Source organism: Nostoc sp. C110, assembly GCF_043099725.1.
GTDB lineage: Bacteria > Cyanobacteriota > Cyanobacteriia > Cyanobacteriales > Nostocaceae > Nostoc > Nostoc muscorum_A.
In genome coordinates, this window is the sequence record NZ_CP171148.1 from 6,421,933 (window position 1) to 6,442,276 (window position 20,344).

The 20,344-nt window shown below is 39.5% G+C and carries 12 protein-coding genes; 6 read left to right on the top strand and 6 right to left on the bottom strand.

From position 1 onward, the window contains the following. Positions 1-671 precede the first annotated feature (671 nt). The 4 genes from ACFFRD_RS32570 to ACFFRD_RS32585 all read right to left on the bottom strand — a co-directional run bounded on the left by ACFFRD_RS32570 (position 672) and on the right by ACFFRD_RS32585 (position 9,278). Positions 672-2,381, bottom strand: a complete 1,710-nt coding sequence (locus ACFFRD_RS32570) for a fasciclin domain-containing protein (RefSeq protein WP_392479952.1) — start codon at positions 2,379-2,381, stop codon at positions 672-674. 870 nt (positions 2,382-3,251) lie between these two features. Then, positions 3,252-6,548 carry a PAS domain-containing protein gene (locus tag ACFFRD_RS32575; protein ID WP_392479954.1) on the bottom strand — a complete coding sequence of 1,099 codons (3,297 nt, stop codon included), beginning with the start codon at positions 6,546-6,548 and terminating at the stop codon, positions 3,252-3,254. A 613-nt stretch (positions 6,549-7,161) separates the two neighbouring features. Next, positions 7,162-8,241, bottom strand: a complete 1,080-nt coding sequence (locus ACFFRD_RS32580) for a hypothetical protein (RefSeq protein WP_392479955.1) — start codon at positions 8,239-8,241, stop codon at positions 7,162-7,164. 53 nt (positions 8,242-8,294) lie between these two features. Then, a complete protein-coding gene (locus ACFFRD_RS32585) occupies positions 8,295-9,278 on the bottom strand; it encodes a hypothetical protein (RefSeq protein WP_392479957.1) in 984 nt (327 codons plus the stop codon). A 466-nt stretch (positions 9,279-9,744) separates the two neighbouring features. Here ACFFRD_RS32585 and ACFFRD_RS32590 point away from each other — a divergent pair, with 466 nt between their 5' ends. The 3 genes from ACFFRD_RS32590 to phoU are packed head-to-tail and all read left to right on the top strand — an operon-like array spanning position 9,745 to position 12,567. Beyond that, a complete protein-coding gene (locus tag ACFFRD_RS32590) occupies positions 9,745-10,497 on the top strand; it encodes a winged helix-turn-helix domain-containing protein (RefSeq protein ID WP_012410556.1) in 753 nt (250 codons plus the stop codon). 53 nt (positions 10,498-10,550) lie between these two features. Beyond that, positions 10,551-11,870, top strand: coding sequence for a sensor histidine kinase (locus ACFFRD_RS32595; RefSeq protein WP_392479958.1), 1,320 nt, complete (start codon positions 10,551-10,553; stop codon positions 11,868-11,870). Positions 11,871-11,898: 28 nt separating this feature from the next. After that, a complete protein-coding gene (gene phoU / locus ACFFRD_RS32600; protein ID WP_114082907.1) occupies positions 11,899-12,567 on the top strand; it encodes a phosphate signaling complex protein PhoU in 669 nt (222 codons plus the stop codon). 499 nt (positions 12,568-13,066) lie between these two features. Here the strand turns inward: phoU and ACFFRD_RS32605 are convergent, their stop codons facing one another. Continuing rightward, entirely contained in the window at positions 13,067-14,509 is a 1,443-nt protein-coding gene (locus ACFFRD_RS32605; protein ID WP_392479959.1) for a hypothetical protein, read from the bottom strand. 1,005 nt (positions 14,510-15,514) lie between these two features. Between ACFFRD_RS32605 and ACFFRD_RS32610 the strand changes: the two genes are divergently transcribed. From ACFFRD_RS32610 to ACFFRD_RS32620, 3 genes are all read left to right on the top strand, one after another. Then, positions 15,515-16,762, top strand: a complete 1,248-nt coding sequence (locus ACFFRD_RS32610) for a glycosyltransferase (protein WP_392479960.1) — start codon at positions 15,515-15,517, stop codon at positions 16,760-16,762. A gap of 695 nt (positions 16,763-17,457) precedes the next feature. Then, positions 17,458-18,087: a Crp/Fnr family transcriptional regulator gene (locus ACFFRD_RS32615; protein ID WP_114082903.1), complete on the top strand. Its 630-nt coding sequence runs from the start codon at positions 17,458-17,460 to the stop codon at positions 18,085-18,087. Positions 18,088-18,220: 133 nt separating this feature from the next. Next, positions 18,221-19,894, top strand: coding sequence for an iron uptake porin (locus tag ACFFRD_RS32620; protein WP_392479961.1), 1,674 nt, complete (start codon positions 18,221-18,223; stop codon positions 19,892-19,894). 82 nt (positions 19,895-19,976) lie between these two features. On the opposite strand, the gene ACFFRD_RS32625 is transcribed toward ACFFRD_RS32620, so the two are convergent. Next, positions 19,977-20,237: a hypothetical protein gene (locus ACFFRD_RS32625; RefSeq protein ID WP_179074174.1), complete on the bottom strand. Its 261-nt coding sequence runs from the start codon at positions 20,235-20,237 to the stop codon at positions 19,977-19,979. Between the last annotated feature and the right edge of the window lie 107 nt (positions 20,238-20,344).

Consider the following 20,344-nt stretch of genomic DNA (forward strand, 5'->3'; position numbering starts at 1 on the left):
AAATTTAAAAACCTGCCAAAATGGCAACCACGTTCTAATTACCCAAGTTAAATTGTACGAAGATAAACGACTTCAAGGGTTTTTATCAGGGACTACCACATAAGCAAATTGATTTTGTAAAACCCTATTTATTTCCTAAATGATTTCCAAGAAACTATCTCTACTAAATTATTTGCAGAGTATTTTTATCAGCAGATAAATATCAATAATTAGGTTTAGCCTTTGCTGCAACAGGAATATTAAATATGTATGGACGTTGTTGTTGAGATACGCATTAGCCCCTAAATAACGGGCAACGTCTGTATACATTCCTGCTCACTTCAGCAGCAAATGGCAGAGTGGGAGTTTGAAAGCTGACTGATATGCTTCCTTCCACTCTTTTTTATTTATAAGACTAGCGCGTGTTTTCAAAATCTTAGAGGTTGTTTGAAAAGTGTTTCGCTGTGAATTTAGCCACTTTTAGATCCCCCCTGACACCCCTTAAAAAAGCTACTGTGTATACACAAATCGAATTACCCCCCTTAATCCCCCCTTGTAAAGGGGGGAAACAAGAAAATCTAGTTCCCTCCCCTTTACAAGGGGAGGGTTAGGGTGGGGTAATTCGATAATTAAGGAGGGGCAAAAACCTCTCAAAGTCCCCCTTAAAAAGTGGGATCTAATTCTATGTTGACTTAGAAGTTGTAGCCAAGTCCTAATTGTAACCCTACATCAGTTTGATCCATAAAAGCAGCATTTACAGCGCCATTTAACGTAAATCTAGAGCCGAGAGGAATGTCTACACCACCAGTTAGCAGTAATCCAAAATCAGTATCGAGATTAGCTTCGATCGCGACACCAGCACCTATATAAGGAGATATAAAGAAGGTTCTGTCGCCGACATCAGCAGAGGCACGAGGGGTAAAATCCAAAGTCAAGGGAACCAAAAACACTGTATCATCCCCAAATAGCACCGATGGTCGCACTGAGATATTGCGTGTCAGACCAATTTTACTGATTACTGCAAAGTTACCATCGCTCAAAGCTGTATCGTTCCCGCTCAAACCAATGTTACCAGCAACCCCGATATAGCTGGGGCCACCAAGAGTAGTTCTACCTGGTGTAACAGTAGGCGTTGTTCCATCTGTATTTCCTGTTGGTGGTTGATTTAACTGACTGATGTTAACATCAGGCGGGACAAGGACTTGGTTAATTGCATGGATAACACCATTGCTAGCTTTAACATCCGCCTGGATAACTCTGGCATTATTTACCGAGATTTGATTGCTAGCGCGATCGATTTGAATATTTACAGGCTTTTCTTCAGCAGTTTGCAGTTCCCCAGCCGCGAGTTGACTAGAAGTGACTGCACCAGGAACGACATGGTATGTCAAAATCTTAATCAATGCTTGTCTATTTTCTGGTTGCTGTAACTGCTGTAAGGTAGCAGCAGGTAAAGCAGCAAATGCTTGATCGGTGGGAGCGAAGACTGTATAAGGGCCTGGCTGTTGAAGAACATCTGTTAAGCCGGCTGCCTTTAATAAAGAAGTCAGAGTTGTAAGAGAACTACTGGATGAAGCAAGAGTTACAATATCGCTACCAGTTTGAGTCCCACCAACAATATACTGACTAGCTGGAAGATTGCTAGCAATGGGTTGTACTCGTCCCTGTTTAGCCAAAGCTTGATATAAGAGTGCCGCAACTTCAGCACGAGTTAAAGGTTGTTGGGGATTGAGTTGTTTTACATCTGGGTAATTAACAACAATATTAGATTGTGTTGCACTAGTAACACTGGCAATGGCATACTGCGGGATACTTGAAGCGTCGGTGTAGTAGGTGCTGAGGTCAGTACTGGCTCCGGTGTTACTAGCAGTTAAGCCTAAACCACTCGTTAAAGCAACGATCGCCTGTACCTTGGGTATTTGTTGATTTGGCGAAAACACGTTCCCAGGATAGCCTGCCAAAAATCCAGTTTCGTAGGCGTACTGAATTACAGAAGATGCCCAATAACCAGCAGGAACATCACGAAATCCACCTGCGGTTAATTGCCGAACTCGATTTTGGTTAGGGAAAGCTTTCTGAATCAGGGCGGCAAATTCAGCACGAGTCACGGCTTGATTTGGCCTGAAGCTGCCATCAGGAAAGCCAGCAATCACATTATTGTCAGCTAGGGCTTGAATGAAGGGACGCGCCCAATAATCTGAGGAAACATCAGATAAGTTAACTGTTGAAGTTGGAGATGGTGTTGCAGGGGATGGTGTTGTAGGGGATGGTGTTGTCTCAGATGGAACGGTATTTTGAGATGAAGCTGGGGTAGAAATTACGATGGGAGTTATTGTAGCAGCTGTCATTCCCAGAACTAGTAAAGCAACCCTTGCTGATGGCCAACGAAAAAAACTAAACATAGAAATATCCTCTTTTGAAATTCTTGGATTGACTATTGGAAAATACTGGGTGCAAGGTTAAGTTAATACAAATATCCAGATGAGTGCTTGGTTTACATCGATTATGGATGGGAACCCCAAATACAACCGTTAACTCTGGAAAATCAAAATGTTGGACATTATGAGTAGCTGCTCTGACATCTCATCACATTTATCCAAATATTCATCACAAATAGTATTAGATCCTATTTGATTTTTAAAGAACCGCAGATAACACTAATAACGATAATCAGTGATTCTGTGGTAATATCCTACGTTGCAATAATAAATATCCTTAATGAAATTAGACGATTTTATAAATGATAAAATCGCCGTCAAGCAGTAAGAAAATTGGCTTTTAATAGCCGTTTCTTTATAATTGCGGACGAGGGTTAATACCGTCAAGTTCAATGCATCACGATCTTTAACAAGGTTTAAGAAGTAGCAATGTATGTTGACGATATCATGTATTATTATCCTTTAATGGAGATTATACAACTAACTAATGGCTGGATTGCGATCAAAAACTTTCACTCTTTAGATAGTTGTCCTTGATATAAAAATTTCTAATACTAGACTGGAAATTAGTGATCGCAATCAAAGATTTGGGGCATGATTGCGCCAAGATTTTCACCTCGAAATTATTCTTTTGCAAAAGACAATTTTATGAAAATCAATCCAAGGATAAACTAGGATTTTTGATAAGAGTCACGCAAACCTACACGCATAGCGGTAATTGATGAATTGCCCCTACCTGAAAATAAAGGTTTCGGCTATTGTTTGCGTAAGTCCTATTTGAATTTCAGAGAAGTGCAACGTCTCTTCGCATTTTGAGCCAGTCACAAGTGTTACTTATCTTTGACCTAGCAAATCTGCAATTGAGGTTATTAATTCAGTTGGTTGTACTGGCTTGGCAATATGTTTCTGAAAACCGGCTGCTAGAACTTGATCGCGATCGCTTTCTCCTGCATAAGCTGTAAGAGCGATCGCCGGAATTTCCCCACCCTCTTCCTTTGGCATAGCCCTAAGCAGCCTAATCAGGCTATAGCCATCCATCTCTGGCATTCCTAAATCACTGATTAATACATCAGGTATGGTCTTGACTATGACAGCCAGCGCCTCAGTTACCGATGCTGCAAGAGTTGTTAGTGCCCCATTCTGTTGTAGGAAGAAGTGCAAAAATTCCCGTGTATCAGCATCATCATCAACAATCAATATCCGTAATCCGGCGATCGCTAACGAGTTAAATTTCTCTCTGCCTCCCCCAGTTTTCTCATCTCCCCTAATCTCTTTCATCACAGGCAGTCTCACAATAAAAATTGCTCCCTGTCCTTCTCCTGGACTAGCTGCTGTTATAGTTCCACCATGCAGCTCTACCAGGTTGCGAACTATTGCCAATCCCAACCCCAGCCCGCCAAATTTTCTGGTTGTACTGCTATCAGCTTGACGAAAATATTCAAATACGTGGGGGAGGAATTCAGGGGAAATCCCTTGTCCAGTGTCTTTAACTTGAATCAGTGCTGAGTGGGAAGTCAATTCCCTATTTAACGATAGGTTGACTTCCACAGAACCGTTAGGAGGAGTGAACTTGACAGCATTCGAGAGTAAATTCCCTACAACTTGCTGTAAGCGATAATAATCGCCAGACACTTTACCAACATTAGGGTCAAGCTGTATTTTTATTTGGATGGATTTGCTTTCTGCGATTAACCGGACTGTTTCTAATGCAGCATCAATTACAGATGCTAGGTTAACAGTGGCAAAAGTCAGGTTCAACTTACCGCGAATAATTCGGGATACATCCAGCAATTCATCAATTAATTGAATCTGCAATTGAGTATTTCTTTCGATGGTTTCTAAGGCCCGATTGGTAGTAGCTTCATCAAATTTGCGGCTTTTGAGTAGCGATGACCAGCCTAAAATTGGGTTGAGGGGCGATCGCAATTCGTGGGAGAGAATGGCAAGAAACTCATCTTTGTTTCGGTTTGCCTGTTTGAGTTCCTCTGCTTGTTGTCTAAGTGTCTGTTCTAATTGCTTCCTTGGGGTTAAGTCCAGAATAAAACAGATCCAAGATGGCGGATCTTTCTCTACCAAAGCACCACCAATTAGTATGGGAATGCGCGAACCATCTTTGCGGATATATTCTTTTTCAAAAGGATTACATACTCCAACCGTTAAAAGTTGCTCTATCCCCTGCTCATCAAGAGCGTGATATTCCGGTGGAGTCATCTGTTGTCTGCGTACTTTACCTGCTAATAGTTCCTCTCGCGTATAACCCACCATTTCTAAAAAAGCCTCGTTCGCCTCAGTAATATGGTCAGGTGTAGCGAACATAATGCCAATAATATTGGAATCAACTAAGCGCCTTAATTGAGTTTCACGCTGCCGCAAATCATTTTCTATCTGTTTGCGCCCAGTAATATCCTGAGCTGTACCCATCATCCGAACTGGCTGATCGTCGGCTTCGTAAAAGACACGACCTTTAGCGGCAATCCAATGAATGCTACCATCAGACCAAAGACTGCGGTATTCAATGTCATACTCAACCTTTTCCTGAAAACAACGAGCGATCGCTTCATTGAGGCGTTGACGATCTTCTGGATGTATGCAGTTGAGGAAAAGCTCATAGCTCATTTCGACTTCTGGGGCTAGTCCAAATAGCTCCTTACATTTCTCTGTCCAAACTAACTCGTTGGTGGTAATATTCCAAAACCACATACCCAATTCCGCAGCAGTAGTGGCTAACCGAATCCGTTCTTCACTCTCGCGCAGGTTTGTTTCAATTTGCTGGCGATCGCGCAGCGCAGCTTGCTGTTCGGTAATATCAGTACTAGCACCAACAACCCTAACTACCTGACCATTTGCTTCCCGAACAGCAAAACCCTGGTCTTGCACCCATAAATAGCGACCATCTTTGTGACGGATTCGATACTCAATGCTATAACGGTTGCCATTGGCCATACTAGCCATGAACTGGTCATTAACTCTTTGTTGGTCATCGGGGTGGATAAGTTGTTGCCACCACTCGAAGGTAGGTTCAGCTTCTTGTTGTGTGTAGCCAAAAACCTGCGTTAAACCCTGAGTTCTTTCCACAGTACTTCTGTGAATTTCCCAGTCATAGATTAGGCAATTAACCGCCGCAGCTGCTAGCTCAAACCTTTCGTTACTTTGCCGTAGCGAAATTTCTATGTGTCGTCGCTCTGTAATATCGAAAGCAATGCCTAAAAGATATTTCGGGAATCCCTCAACAGTTTTGCTATATACAGTGTCATAGCTACAAAACCAACGCCACTCTCCATTCGCGTGTCGAATGCGGTACTCAAAACTGAGGACTTCGCCCTGACAGGTAGAATTAAATCTTTCAAAATAAGCAGGGAGTCGAGCCAAATCTTCAGGGTGTAGAAGTTGGGTAAATAAATCCTTTCCCATTGCCTGGATTTCTGCTGGTGTGTAGCCCCAACCTTGAGCAATTTCGTAATTAACATAAGAATTTCGCTGCTCAATGAGGTCATATATGTAAAGTATTCCCGGCAGAGTACCAGCAATTTGTTGGAACAAACGTTGACTATCCCACAGTATCTGAGATTCATTTGCATCAACAAGAGAGGCAAGAGGAACACTACTCTCAGCTTCTGGCTGCAACCAACTTTCTTCTTCAACTTGTTGAGTATCTTCAGTACAGTTACATTTTTCCTCAAGTTGTGCGTGCTTAAATTCTGTAATATCCGAAAAAGTTGTGACGATCGCAAAGGGAGTGTTTACTCCTGCTTGGAACAGAGGTTTTGAAGACAACAATAGCCAGACTAGCTGACCATTTGGCTTATAAAAGCCACACACCACATTCAAGCAAGGTTTACCTGTTTTCTGAGCAGCGATCGCTGGGTGAGTTTCGCTAGGTAAAGGAGAGCCATCTTCATGAAGGAATTGCCACTTGGAATCGAGCAAATTCTGCCCTACAAGTTGTGCTGTGGTTAGTCCCAAAATGCGATCGCAAGCTGCATTACAAGCCTGGATAGTACCATCCGCCAACTGAAGCACCATTCCCTCTTCTCCACTGGCTAAGAGCGAATAATTTGCTTTTTTACTAACTTGCCGATGCAGCAGCTTTTCATTAGCCAGCTGGTTTTGGGACTTTTCCGCGTCTGGCATTCTGTAAAGTTAAATAAATTTAAAGTTAATTTAATATTCAACGGCTTGTACTTACATAAATTTTAGCCTTATTTCTTCCATTTTTAGGCAAAATATTACTATCTAGTCGGCTTTCCCAGTTGCCGATAAGTCTAAATTTAGAAAGCTATCCAGGGAAGGGTATTAAGGTTATGCCGAATCAACCTCAAGTATAAATGAAGTGATGATTATTACGCGATTAACATTATGTACTAATTTTTTAGTTAAAAATTTAAATTCCTTGTGATATATTTCTGTAATCTACAATACCCGTAATGTAGATAATATTGTCGGAGATTTTAAAATTTACTATTATGTCTAGTCAAGAGCCAAATTCTAATCAAGCATTTCAGCAAACACAGGCTACCGGAACAAAGAAGAAGAAACTACAACCTCCTCCAGACATCAAAAAACCAAAGAAAACCGAATAAAAGCTTTATAGTCAGTTGTAGAGATTTAATTTCAATTAAGTCTCTACACTTTTCATAAAAATAAATCAGCTTATACCAATTCTATGGGAAGCGGCACAAAATCAACCTTGATAGAACAAGGAACTTAAGGCCCTTGCTCTATACAACTTCAAAAATAATCGGTATTATTTATTTTTCGCTTGAGTCTTTGCCTGTTCTAAAGCTATTTCTTTAATAGCCTGATATGAATTAACATTTGAAGTCCCTTCAATAGCTTTAACTGCCAAATCCTGAACTTGCTTGAGAGCAGATTCAAGTTGTTTAGAAAGATTTTGAATCCGCGTCTCTTGATTAGTAATAGTTTGTTCTAGAGATTGCAGCCTTTGTTCATAAAAACGCTTTTGCCCTTCCACTTCCTTAGAATATAAATCTGATTTTACTTTCGCTTGGTAGTGGGCGATGCCTTTGCCTTCTTCTATAGCTTTTTTGATAGCTGCTTCTTTATCTTTCGGGAAAGCCTCTACCTTCGCTTTTAATTCTTCAAATTGTTTCTCTCTCTCAGAAATTGCTTTCTCTCGTTCAGCCCACTGTTTCTCTGTCTCTTGTAGTAATTCTTCTAGTTGTTTATATAGTGCTTTCTGCTCTTGTTCGTATTCGTCACTTTGCAATTGTCGTTGGAGTTCTAAATTATACTTATACTCTGATGCATCACGTTGTCGAGTTTTCTTCAAGTTTTCATTCCGTTCTTTTATAGCCCGTTGCTGTTCTTCCTGTTCTTTTCCCCAAATATTTCTTTGTTCTAGTATTTCTTGGAATAACACTTCAGAACGCTGGTTATATTCTTCCTGATAAGCTTTCGTATTATCTTCATAAGATTGGATGAGAGTATCCAAGATATCATCAGAAATTTCTAAATTGTGCAGCTGTGTTAATTGTTGGATTTCTTCTTCTAAATTTCGCCTGATTTCTTCCAAGTTAGAGGCTTTTGTGGTTAGCTGTTCCGATAATTCATTAGCAGCACTGCCAAAACCTAATTGAATCTTTGCCAAGCTTTCAATTGTATTATTCATCTTCTGTTGGACGCTAGAAAGCTGATTCATAGCTGTTTTTTGTTCTAATTTAGGCTGTTCTTTAGTTCCAGACTGGTTTTCTTTGGCAACTTTTTCAAGTTCCGATTTCAGCGCTGCTTTTTCTTTAGCTAACTCCTCAAATGCCTGAAGAATTTCTACTTTAGTATTCTTATCAGTCGGCTTTTTCACCACCACAACAAACCTCCTCTTCAGGAATTAAAAATGGTTAAGATGCTACAAACTCGTAACTATTTAGGGTTAGAACTACCAAAAGCCCTCATAGCTAAGTCTTGTGCTTGTTTTAATGCAGTTTGCAATTGAGCAGATATACCTTCTATTTGCTCAGACTGTTTCTTAATTGTTTCTTCCAGAGATTGAATTTTTTGCTCATAACTCTGTTTGTTAGATTCCCATTCTCTCTCAAATAAATCAGCCTCAATTTTAGCTTTTTGGCTTGTTTCTTTAATTGCTTCTTCTCTAGCTTTCTTAACGGCCTCTTCCAGTTCGTTAGGAAATGTAGTTACCTTTTGTTCATAATCTGCAAACAGTGGTTGGCGTTCAGCAAATATCTTTTCTCGTTGTGCCCAATCTTTCTCTTTCTTTTGAGAATTATCTTGTATTTCTCTTTGTTGTTGGCGCTTTATCGCTTCGTAACTATCTGTATTGAGTTTACGAGTAGTTTCTAACTTATACTGAGATTCTTCTTGTTCCTGCTGGCGATCCTTAGCTAATAAATCGTTATACTCTTGGAGTTTTTCTTCATACTCGGCTTGCTCTTTTTGCCATTCTTTCCGCCTAATTGTAATTTCTTTTTCTAGTGCTTCCCTTTTGCTGATAGTATCTTGCTCTAGGGTTTTTAATTTTTCTTGGTGTTCTTGACTTAAAATGTCTAGAGTATCCGCTACAACTCTGATTTGTTGAAGCTCTTGTAAGCGTTGAGTTTCAATTTCTATAGCTCGGTTCAATTCATCTAACTTAGAATTTTCCTGAGCTAGTTTTTCAGATAACGCATTAAGAATACTGCCAAACTCCAATTGTAAATCAGCTAAGCCTTTGACAATACTATCAACCGTATATGCAGAAGCTGCTTGCAGAATTTCTTGACTTTTTGCCTTGTCTGCTTCCTCTTGTTTGGTTGCTATTTTAGATTCCAGCTTTTTTCTTTGGATAATAATTTGTTGAAATGCTTGCATTAGTTGTTGTTTGCTGTCCTTGACTCCAACTGTAGTCATCTTCCAACTCCCTTCAATAGGCAAATGATTTATTGGGTAGCAAGCCATACCAATGACTACCCTATGCAGACATCAGAGTAGCCTTTAAATCAACATTTTTCACGCAGTGGAAATACTGAAATGATCGATATAGGACACTTAGGTGGTACGAATTTTCCACAGTTATGTCCTTCTATTTTTCAGGTATAGTTTTCCCTTTGAGATTTATTAGTACTTTTGTACTAAGATGAATATACCTAACCTTATCTCTTCTTGTCAAGATAATGCTTTATATAATTGCGCCACCCAACAAAGTATTAAAAGCTGGCAATCATGGTGATTTAGGAGAATGATGTTGAATATGTTACTTTTTGTAAAGAAAATCTAAAAGAATTAACCCTAGCAGAAGCGCCGTAGCACTAAGGCGAGATAATAAGTTTAATCATGCTAATTGATACAAGCACAGTCCCAGACTTTTGTGATATCAATGTATACCACTGAATCGACCAAATACTCTGCCAGAACGGAAATTGGACAAACCAGCCGTATTCTAGTAGTAGAAGATGAAGAATTAATCCAGGAAATGCTAGCTGTAGCCCTGGAAGAAGAAGGTTACGGGGTGATAACTGCACCCGATGGGCGATCTGCTATAGAGTATCTCAAAAGTTTTGAAACCAACTCAGGGGAAGTTCCCTTTGATTTGATCATTCTTGATTTGATGCTGCCGCAAATCAATGGGCTAGATATATGCCGTTTGCTGCGTCATCAAGGAAACCCAGTACCGATTTTAATGCTCAGTGCTAAGGGTAGTGAAACTGACCGCGTTCTGGGGTTAGAGGTGGGAGCAGATGACTACCTGACCAAACCTTTTAGTATGCGTGAGTTAGTAGCTCGTTGTCGCGCTTTACTCCGCCGCCAACGCCTAAGTAATTTACCACAACTACCAGTATTAAAATTCAAAGATGTTACCTTGAATCCTCAAGAATGTCGGGTGCTGGTTCGTGGCCAAGAAGTGAGCCTTTCACCTAAAGAGTTCCGCTTGCTGGAATTGTTTATGAGTTACGCCCGGAGGGTATGGTCGCGGGAACAATTACTAGATCAGGTTTGGGGGCCAGATTTCGTTGGTGATAGCAAAACCGTAGACGTTCATATTCGCTGGTTGCGCGAAAAATTAGAGCAAGACCCCAGTCATCCGGAATATATTGTGACTGTACGAGGTTTTGGCTATAGGTTTGGATAATTAGTTTAGATAGTTGTTAGTTTTTAGTAGTCACCAACAAACTAACAACTCAAATGCTTTTATTGGGATTTTTTCTGGGTTTAGCAGTAGGCATTGGGTTTTGGATTTGGCAACAGGTTCAACTTAACCGCTACCTGGGGCGCTTATTCCGACCGTTAACCTCGCATTCTGACAAGAAGGGACTGCTGCTGATTCCTGGGTTATGGCAGGAAATAGCGATGGTGAAACAGCAACGGCAAGATTTGCAGCAATCATTGCAAACTTACCAAGACTTGCTAGATTTTGCACCAGTGGGATATTTGCAGGTAGATGAGGAAAATCAGCTGCTGTGGTGTAATCGGCAGGCGCAGGAAATTTTGTATCTGCAAAGGTGGCAACCAGAAGAAGTACGCTTACTACTAGAGTTAGTACGGTCTTACGAACTTGACCATTTAATTGAGCAAACTCGCGATCGCCAAAAACCACAGACGGGAGAATGGATTTTTCATCCATCTTTTGATGATGCGGCAGAAATGTCAACAATCAAATCTCTGGCTTTGCGGGCATCTAGTTTGCCTTTACCTAATGGACAAGTAGGAGTATTTTTAGAAAATCGTCAACCCCTATTAGACATAAATCAAGTACGCGATCGCTCTTTTTCTGATTTAGCCCACGAACTTAGAACGCCCTTGACTTCGATTCGCTTGGTGGTGGAAACTTTACAAATCCGCTTGGAACCACCTCTAAATCGCTGGGTTAACCGTTTGATGCAGGAAGTTGATCGGCTGATTAATTTAGTGCAAAGCTGGTTAGACTTGACCCAAATGGAAGCAAACCCAACCATGCAATTGCAAGCCAAAGCTGTAGAATTGCGATCGCTAATTACATCTGTTTGGGAAACACTAGAACCCTTAGCACAGCGCCAACATCTATCTATTTCTTATTCTGGCCCAGAAAATCTTTGGATTAAAGCAGATCAAGCCCGGATTTTCCAAGTTTTTCTCAACTTACTAGACAATAGTATTAAATACAGTCCTCCTTCTACAAGTATTCGTGTTGAAGCGAAAATCTTATCAACAAAAGATAATGATCAGGCTTCTCCAATTCTAGAAATAAATCTTATTGATTCTGGAGTTGGGTTTTCTGAGGCAGATTTACCCCACGTTTTTGAGCGATTTTATCGAGGAGATAAGGCGCGAACCCATTCCCCACAAGAGAGTAACTCCATCGGGGCGATCGTTGGCAATGGATTAGGATTAGCGATCGTTGAGCAAATTCTGATCGCCCACGGTGGCTCAATCAAAGCTATGAACCATCCAGAAACCGGTGGTGCGTGGATGCAACTTCAATTTCCTGAAGTTATGGCAAACTCCTTAAGCCAAGACTATAGTTAGTAATATCTTCACCTTTAAGACAACAAGTGTGAAAGCTGTCCATTATGGTTCCAATCCTCAAAGACCCGAACTAGCACGCGCCATTAGGCGCTTAGAACGGGACGTATTACGCATGGGTGCTTTGGTAGAACAATCGTTTCGCCTCAGCCACCAAGCGTTATTTGCTCGTAACTTAACAGCAGCAGAGCAACTTCCTCTATTAGATAAAAAGATTGATCGCTTTTATCGTCAAATCGAATCAGACTGTACGGCGATTATGACGCTGAAAGCGCCTACGGCTCAAGATTTGCGCTGCTTGAGTGCCTTTATGCAACTGGTGCGAGACTTAGAGCGCATTGGCGATTATGCTGAAGATTTAGCTGAGATTGCGATTAAAATTTTTCCTTATGCGCCTCATACGTGTTTATCTGAAATCGAAGCCATGTCCCTTCACGCACAGGCGATGCTAGCAACTAGCTTGAAGGCTTTGGGAGATTTCGATGAAGGCGGTGGTCGCCGTTTAAAGCACCTAGATGATACTGTAGACGATGCTTACGATCGCGTTTATCAAACTTTAGCCCAACAACGGGATGTACCTGGTGTAGTCGAGCCAATTGTGCTGCTAGCACTGGCAATTCGTTGTCTGGAACGGATGGCAGATCATGCAACTAATATCGGTCAGAGGGTAGCATATATTGTCACTGGTCAACGCTCTTAATTGACAGTTCATGAATCAACAGCCTAAAGTCACTCCCTCTAGCTCCCCAATAAATGGGGTGGATCTTGATTTTAGCTCCCCTCTTTTTAAGACTATCTATTATCCGGATCTGTCTTAACATTTGCGATAGCGATCGCTTTTGTTTTTCTAACCCTGATTAGTTAGTCGTTAATTCTCAATAAGAAGGCAGTATTAGCAAGAATATTAAGCGTGAATTTGTCAAATATGCCTAATCCCTAAGTCTCTTAGATGTTTACAAAAGAAGGATTAAAAGATTGTAAATAAAGATGTGAGTAACGAGTGTAGTGCTATTTTAACCTAAAACGATTTGGCATAACAAGTACTGAATAACGATGAAATGTTGGGCTTTTATAGTTGGCAAATTATAAGCATTAAATTTTAATTATTACCATTAAAATTAGCGAGAAGAATCATAAATATATATGAGCAGTTAGAAAAAATATTGACTAGTTTAATTATAAAAATGGTAGCTTTTGATTCAGTTTTTCAGTGGCTTTTTTAGAGCTTGGATATCACGTACAAGCCAAAATATAATTACTGCTAAGGTTGGTACAACCGTTAAAAAATCGTACAGTCGGATACCTCGTAATAGATAGTAAAAAACAGTACTGCTAAGACAGAAGACGATGCTAGTAATCACGAATCTTTTTGAATTAGAATCTATGTTTAAAGCTACGACTGCCAACAGCACAGAGGAATACCAAGAGCAATACCAAGGAGCAGCAAACAAAAATAATATTAAGGTAATCCATCCTATATTTGTACTAAAACTAGTTGTAGAATATGTTTTTTTCAAATATGGTTTTACCAGAATAATTAAATAAGAAATTACAAATATAGAAAAGATTATAGGTTTAAATCTTGAGAATACAGTTGCTTGTAAAGTTACAGGAAGGTTTAGTATTTTTATACTTAGTAAATTCTTAATCAAAGAATATAATGAACCACCTACTCTGTCTTTAACGCCAGGATTGAAAAGGCTTGTCCAAGCATCGACTGAAGGTAAAGCTATCAGAGAAGTTGCAAAAATTATAGCTACAGAGATAAAAATTGCACTAAATAAAATTTTCCAACGTTGTTGCTTAATCAAATAAACAAAAATTAGAGGCAACCAAACAATTGGTAATGTTTTAATTAGAAAACCAATCCAAACTGTAACAATTGCAGCTAGATAGTTATAGTTTTTAAGGCATATTATCAAAATAATTAAAATGGTAGAAATGAAGACATCTACATGGGCATTTGTAACCTGCTCATACAGAAGTAATGGGCTAAGTAAATATGCAGTTGTTACATTTATCTTATAAGGAGAGTTTTTTAAATGCCCCCAAATTAAGTAACTATTTAATATATGGAATAAAAGACAGATTAATTTAAATACATAAATTCCTAAACTAGGAGTAATTGCAACGAAAAAGGCAGAAAATATAAAAAGTAGTTGAGATATAGGCCCATAAGTAGAAGTCTGTTTCCAAACAAGAAATGGAGACAATTCTGAAGTAAATGTGCTTGCAGGATTCAGAAAAGGGTTAATTCCATTTAAATACATCAAACCATAATGTATATACAAATTGATATCAGTAGTTATTGGATAACCTGCAAAAGCAATCAACAGAAAAAATGAACTGTTTTTTAATATTTTTATAAAGGTTATATCTTTTTGCTTATTCTTGTTTATAATTAGCCACACAGCATATATAATATTTAAAAAAAGGAATTCTATGCCTGTTCTTATTTGGTCAAAAGGGTTGGGAAAATCAGGTAAATATCGACCTGTGGAATTACCTAAAGCATCAAGATAAAAAGAATAAGCTCTAATTGCTAATTCTCCAAATAATATTAATGACAAAATTATGGCAAAACCTAATAATATTTGGGTTTTCTTACTATTAGATAAATTATTTGCATTTAGCATAAGCATAAATATAAAGAATTAATCATTCATTAACAATATAAAATGGTTTAATACCAAGGCAACCACATATTTTGAATGAGAAATCCCTCATCTAAATAAAGACCTAAGTAATCCCATTCAGTACCGCTTATTGCTAATAACTTAAGCCTTCGCTATTTAGTCTGTAGAACTCAACCAAACCATCAATTTCTATTCTATAGTTTTAGTTTTGTCAATAACATTTAAGATTCGCTTACCCTGAGTTTCATACAGGTCTTTAAATCCAAAATTCAAATGAAGCTAGGTGTTTACCTTGCTAGTCTTAAACACTTCCAGTTGCAATCCAATTTTCAATTGTATTATCATTATTTATAATAACAATAATAATTTATTTGAAATGGAATAATTTTATACAACTGAATACATCTTACGTAAGAATACTATAAAGTTATTTAGGAAAACTGAACATCTTCAATTATTACTCGCTCGCAAAACTCAAAAAACAATATAGCAATTAATACAGCAATCCTAAATCATTCGTGAGATGTATAGCAATTTTAAACCATTTCTGATAAGATTCAATACTGAAAAAGCAACTAAAGTCATGTTTGCGACTAAGTACAGGGTATGTCATGTGGATAGAATCAATAACAAAGTTTATTGAAAACAGCCAAGATAATGGTGACATTAAACGAACAAATGCAGTTAATATGCCACTCTGTGGATACAGTCATGAAGCAATAATGCCAATACTATGTTTCATCAGTAAATGGAAAAAATCATTTTTTCAAAGGGTAACTGAAGGTTTAAAGCTTACACATAAAGGAAGTTATGGACTTCTGAATATATAAAACGTGCAGAGATAATAGACAAGGGTTTTAAACCCACCTCCGTTCAGAAAGCAGGAGGCAGATATCAAACTTTTCAGAACATCTAAATGTAACAAAAAACTTTGGCTAACCAGGTTCAGTCAATAAAGCGCGCAGATGTTCGACTCTATTTCCTTTAGTCTTTACAGATAAATGTGAAATTATGAAGACAAACTCATCCAACTCGCTGTTAGCAGTACCAACGGGCCCACTAAAGATTTCAGAGTTGCCCCCTAATAATGTGGGTATAACTGGTGAATCTATCCATTTATCTCTAGTAATTCCTACTTATAAAGAGCGTGACAACATCCAAAATGTGGTCAGTATATTGAGTCAGTTACTGGATGAATCAATTCCAGGAAAATATGAACTAATTGTGGTAGACGATGATAGCCCAGACCAAACTTGGGAAATAGCACAATCTCTGACAACAGAATACCCTCAGTTGCGGGTGATGCGACGAGAACAAGAGCGGGGGCTATCTTCGGCAGTGATTCGTGGGTGGCAAGCAGCTACGGGAAGTGTGTTAGGGGTAATTGATGGAGATTTGCAGCATCCGCCAGAGGTGCTAATGCAACTGTTGCGTAGTGTTGAGCAGGGAGCGGATTTGGCAGTAGCTAGTCGTCATGTTGAAGGAGGCGGTGTTAGTAGCTGGAGTGTTGTCAGACGTTTATTGTCTCGTGGCGCTCAATTATTAGGCTTGGTTATTTTACCGGGAGTACTGGGTAGAGTTTCTGACCCGATGAGTGGTTATTTTATGGTGCGCCGAAGTGCGATCGCTAATGCAACACTCAATCCAGTGGGATACAAAATTCTCTTAGAAGTAATCGGACGCGGAAAGGTAGATGAAGTTGCCGAAGTTGGATATGTATTTTGTGAACGCAAAGAGGGTGAAAGCAAAGTTACATGGAAACAATACATAGATTACATTCACCATTTAGTAAGGTTACGGCTAACCGGAGGTAATAAAAAACAAAAACTTACTCAACAAACTGGTTTCCCCATTGGCCGATTTATCCGCTTTGGCTTAGTAGGACTGAGTGGGGTATTTGTGGATATGACAATTCTTTATTTACTCAGCGATCCCACTACCTTGGCTTGGCCTCTAACACGCAGCAAAATTATGGCTGGTGAAATTGCGATTTTAAATAATTTTTTGTGGAATGACGCTTGGACATTTGCTGATGTCAGCGCCAGACAGCAAGAATGGCATCAACGCCTGAAGCGGTTTTTGAAGTTCAACGCCATTTGCCTTGCTGGATTGGTATTGAATGTACTGGTATTAAATTTGGTATTCAATTTTATTATTCCTAACCGTTATATTGCGAACTTTATTGCGATCGCAGTTGCTACTATCTGGAATTTCTGGATTAATTTGAAACTTAGCTGGCGTGTCACCGAAGTGAAATAATCACAACGAGATTTTGATTTTTGCCTTTAGAACGAACTAAAATTTCAGGATAAAGGTAATTTTATAGTAAAAAAGGATACTTAGTAGCTAAAGTCATCCCTTTTTGGCTTGTCAAAAGGTGAAAATTGCACGCTTGTATATTGAAAGAGTGTAGTAGAACGAATTTACGCTGGTTCTAAGACACTTGATGAGGGAGTTTCTCACTTTGTTTCCTATTCTTTGCACTGCATAGCCTAAACCCAAGCGTATTGGCTTATGAAAACGGGAAATTAGAAATCTTTTTCCCTCCCCAATACATACTTACGGTGTATACACAAGTCTTAAAGACTTAGGTTAATGTAGTTTCGTTCGTTCCCATACTCCGTATGGGAACGAACGAAACCCACCTTTTTCGGTTGAAAACTTGCTCAATAAAAATAATTTAACTAAATATTTTACTAAAAGCTTACCTATTCTTAAACTTGCACAACTAAAGTAACAGACAAACACCTGACAAAAATTAGTATCTATCTAACTCATAGATACCTAAAACAAGAAGTTGTTTCAATGAAAAGATTTTGAGTTAGTCTCTAGCCCTCACAAGTAAAAATACACATAATTTAGATACACAGGTGGATTTTGTTTTATACAAATCATTAGAGTTTCTTAATCATTTTAAATATCGAGATTGCCTGATAATTATGTAGTTACTGTTAATGATATATTCCACAACTCCTACTTCAAACTCTTCTGTCGTGTCAAATAGTTCTGCTTTCGGCGGACAATTACCCCAGCAGATATTTACCCGTAGGGAAGTAATTCCACTTCAAAATGACGTACTTTGGCGTATTGAATACGGTGCAGTTCGTACCTTAACGTGGAGTGAAGACGGAACATTCATCACTCTTGGTTATTGGGGATTAGGGGATCTGATTGGCTATCCTTTATCTAGGGTCAAGCCCTACCAAATTGAATGTCTCACAGGCGTAGAAGTAAGCATTGTACCGCCCCATTTATGGCATCAAGATATTAATGCTTTGTTGTCCCATATTCAACAGGCAGAGGATCTACTAAGTATTGTGCATCGAAAACCAATTTCGCTACGCTTATGGCAATTTTTGGTGTGGTTAAGTGAAAAATTTGGACGTGATGTAGATAAGGGAAAACTAATTGATTTAAATGTTACCCATCAAGATATTGCTGAAGTATTAAATACCACGCGAGTAACAGTTACCCGCCTCTTACAGCAATTGGAGGAAGAAGGAACAGTTCTACGTCACAAACGCCGCATTATTTTGCGTTTACCAAATAAACTAATTAAAAATTATGGTTCAGCAGTATGTTAGCTGAATTGCTTGTAAAATTCACAGAGTGTAATGTATAATCGTGTCTGTGATTAGTGTGTAGAATTCCCGAAAGTAAAGTGTTATAGGCGTTTTACAGTGGTCGGGTTATTTAGGTGTGAGTGAGAGTATAAACATGACAAAACGATTCTGGAATCTTTTTAAGGTTAGTCCAGTTATTGTAGCTGCGACATTTTTTGTTGCTAATAGCGCTCTAGCTGCTGAAGTCAACGAACAGGTAACAAATGCTGCCCAGTTATCTGAAGCTCAAGACTCTAATGATATGAGTCAGGTAACATCAGTTTCGCAATTTTCAGATGTGCAACCCACGGATTGGGCATTCCAAGCTTTACAATCTCTAGTTGAGCGCTACGGCTGTATTGCAGGTTATCCCAACAGTACCTATCGTGGGAACCGTGCTTTGACCCGTTATGAATTTGCCGCAGGTTTGAATGCCTGTTTAGATCGGGTTAACGAACTGATTGCTACAGCTACTGCTGATTTAGTCAGCAAACAAGATTTAGCTACTTTACAGCGCTTACAAGAAGAATATTCTGCTGAATTAGCAACTCTGCGCGGTCGTGTGGATGGATTAGAAGCCCGCACTTCTGAACTTGAAGCTAATCAGTTCTCCACTACCACCAAGTTGGTTGGGGAAGCAATTTTCAACGTGTCTGATGTTTTTGGTGAAAATAGGGCTGATACAGATGCCGACCCTAACAATAATCCAGACTTAAACAGCAACACTGTTTTCTCTGATCGCGTGCGTTTGAACTTGTACAGCAGTTTCACTGGTAAAGACCAGTTGCAAATCCGTTTAAATGCGGGCAATATCGTTTCCAATGTTGGTAGTGTTGTTGGTGGTGTTGCAAGCGGTAGTGGTACCAACATGACCCGCTTGGGTTATGACGGTGATACCAACAACTCTGTTGCGATTGATAAAATCAACTATGCTTTCAACTTCACTGACGCAGTGCGTGTCAAGATTGACGCTAGTGGCGGTGAATTGTATGAAAACGTAAACACCTTTAACCCTGACTTTGCAAGCTCTGGTAGAGGTGCGCTCTCTCGATATGGACGTTTCAGCCCCATCTACCGTCAAGGTCAAAATGGTGCTGGTTTAACTGTAACTTTCAATCCTAACGAAGCTATCAGCTTGACTGGTGCTTATTTAGCACCTTCAACTGGTAATGGTGTCTTTGGTGCTAATAATCCCGGACTTAGTAACGGTCTGTTTGATGGCGATAACACTCTCTTCGGTCAATTAACTTTCAAACCCACCAAAGCCTTCAATATTGGTTTGACCTACGCCCGTAGTTACTTCGCTGGTAATGCTGCCAACAGCCTCTTCCAAGGCACAGGTAGCACCTTTGCCAATAACCCCTTTGGAACTGGGGCTCGTACTGAATCTAACAACTACGGTGTAGAAGCGACATTTCAACTTGGCTCTAACTTGGCTATTAGTGGTTGGGGAGGTTATACAACTGCTGATGCTAGGAGTGGTGTTAACGTTGGTAGAGATGCAGACCTTTGGTACTGGGCTGGATCGCTTGCTTTAAAAGACTTAGGTGGAGAAGGCAACGTTTTAGGTGTTATCTTTGGTCAACCACCCAAAGTTACTGGTGGCAGCATCAAAACAGTTAATAACTTAGATACCGATACCTCTTATCACTTAGAGGGCCTTTACAAGTTCAAGGTTTCTGATAATATTCAGGTCACACCTGGCTTGTTGGTAATCTTCAATCCCGAACACAACGACGCTAACGATACCATCTATGTAGGTACTCTGCGTACTACCTTCACCTTCTAAAATTGGTGATGGCAAATAAAGCTCAGAATTAGATAAACAAAAGCCCGCCTTGAGGTGGGCTTTTGTTCAGGAAAAAAATTAGCTATGTAGGATTATAATCTGGCTGATTGGATATATCTTTAGGGGGGCGATCGCTACTCCAAGCCCACCACACAGTAGCACAGTGGCAATAATAGAACTCTTGCCATTTGCGACGACGGTCTTCTGTAAGTACAGGCGATCGCCGATTTAGCCAAACTTTTTCAGCTTCTCGGCTAGTTGAGTGGCAATTAGGACAGCAAAATTCATAAGCGTGCATTGCCTGATTCGTCCATTCAGGTGGGAGGGTAGCAAAAGCGTCCATATCGTTACAGTAATATCAATGGTCATCCAAAACTTTCAGGTTTTGAACTTGGGGGTAAACGGATACTATAAAATCCCGCCACACTATCAAATTGCTTTATCAATATT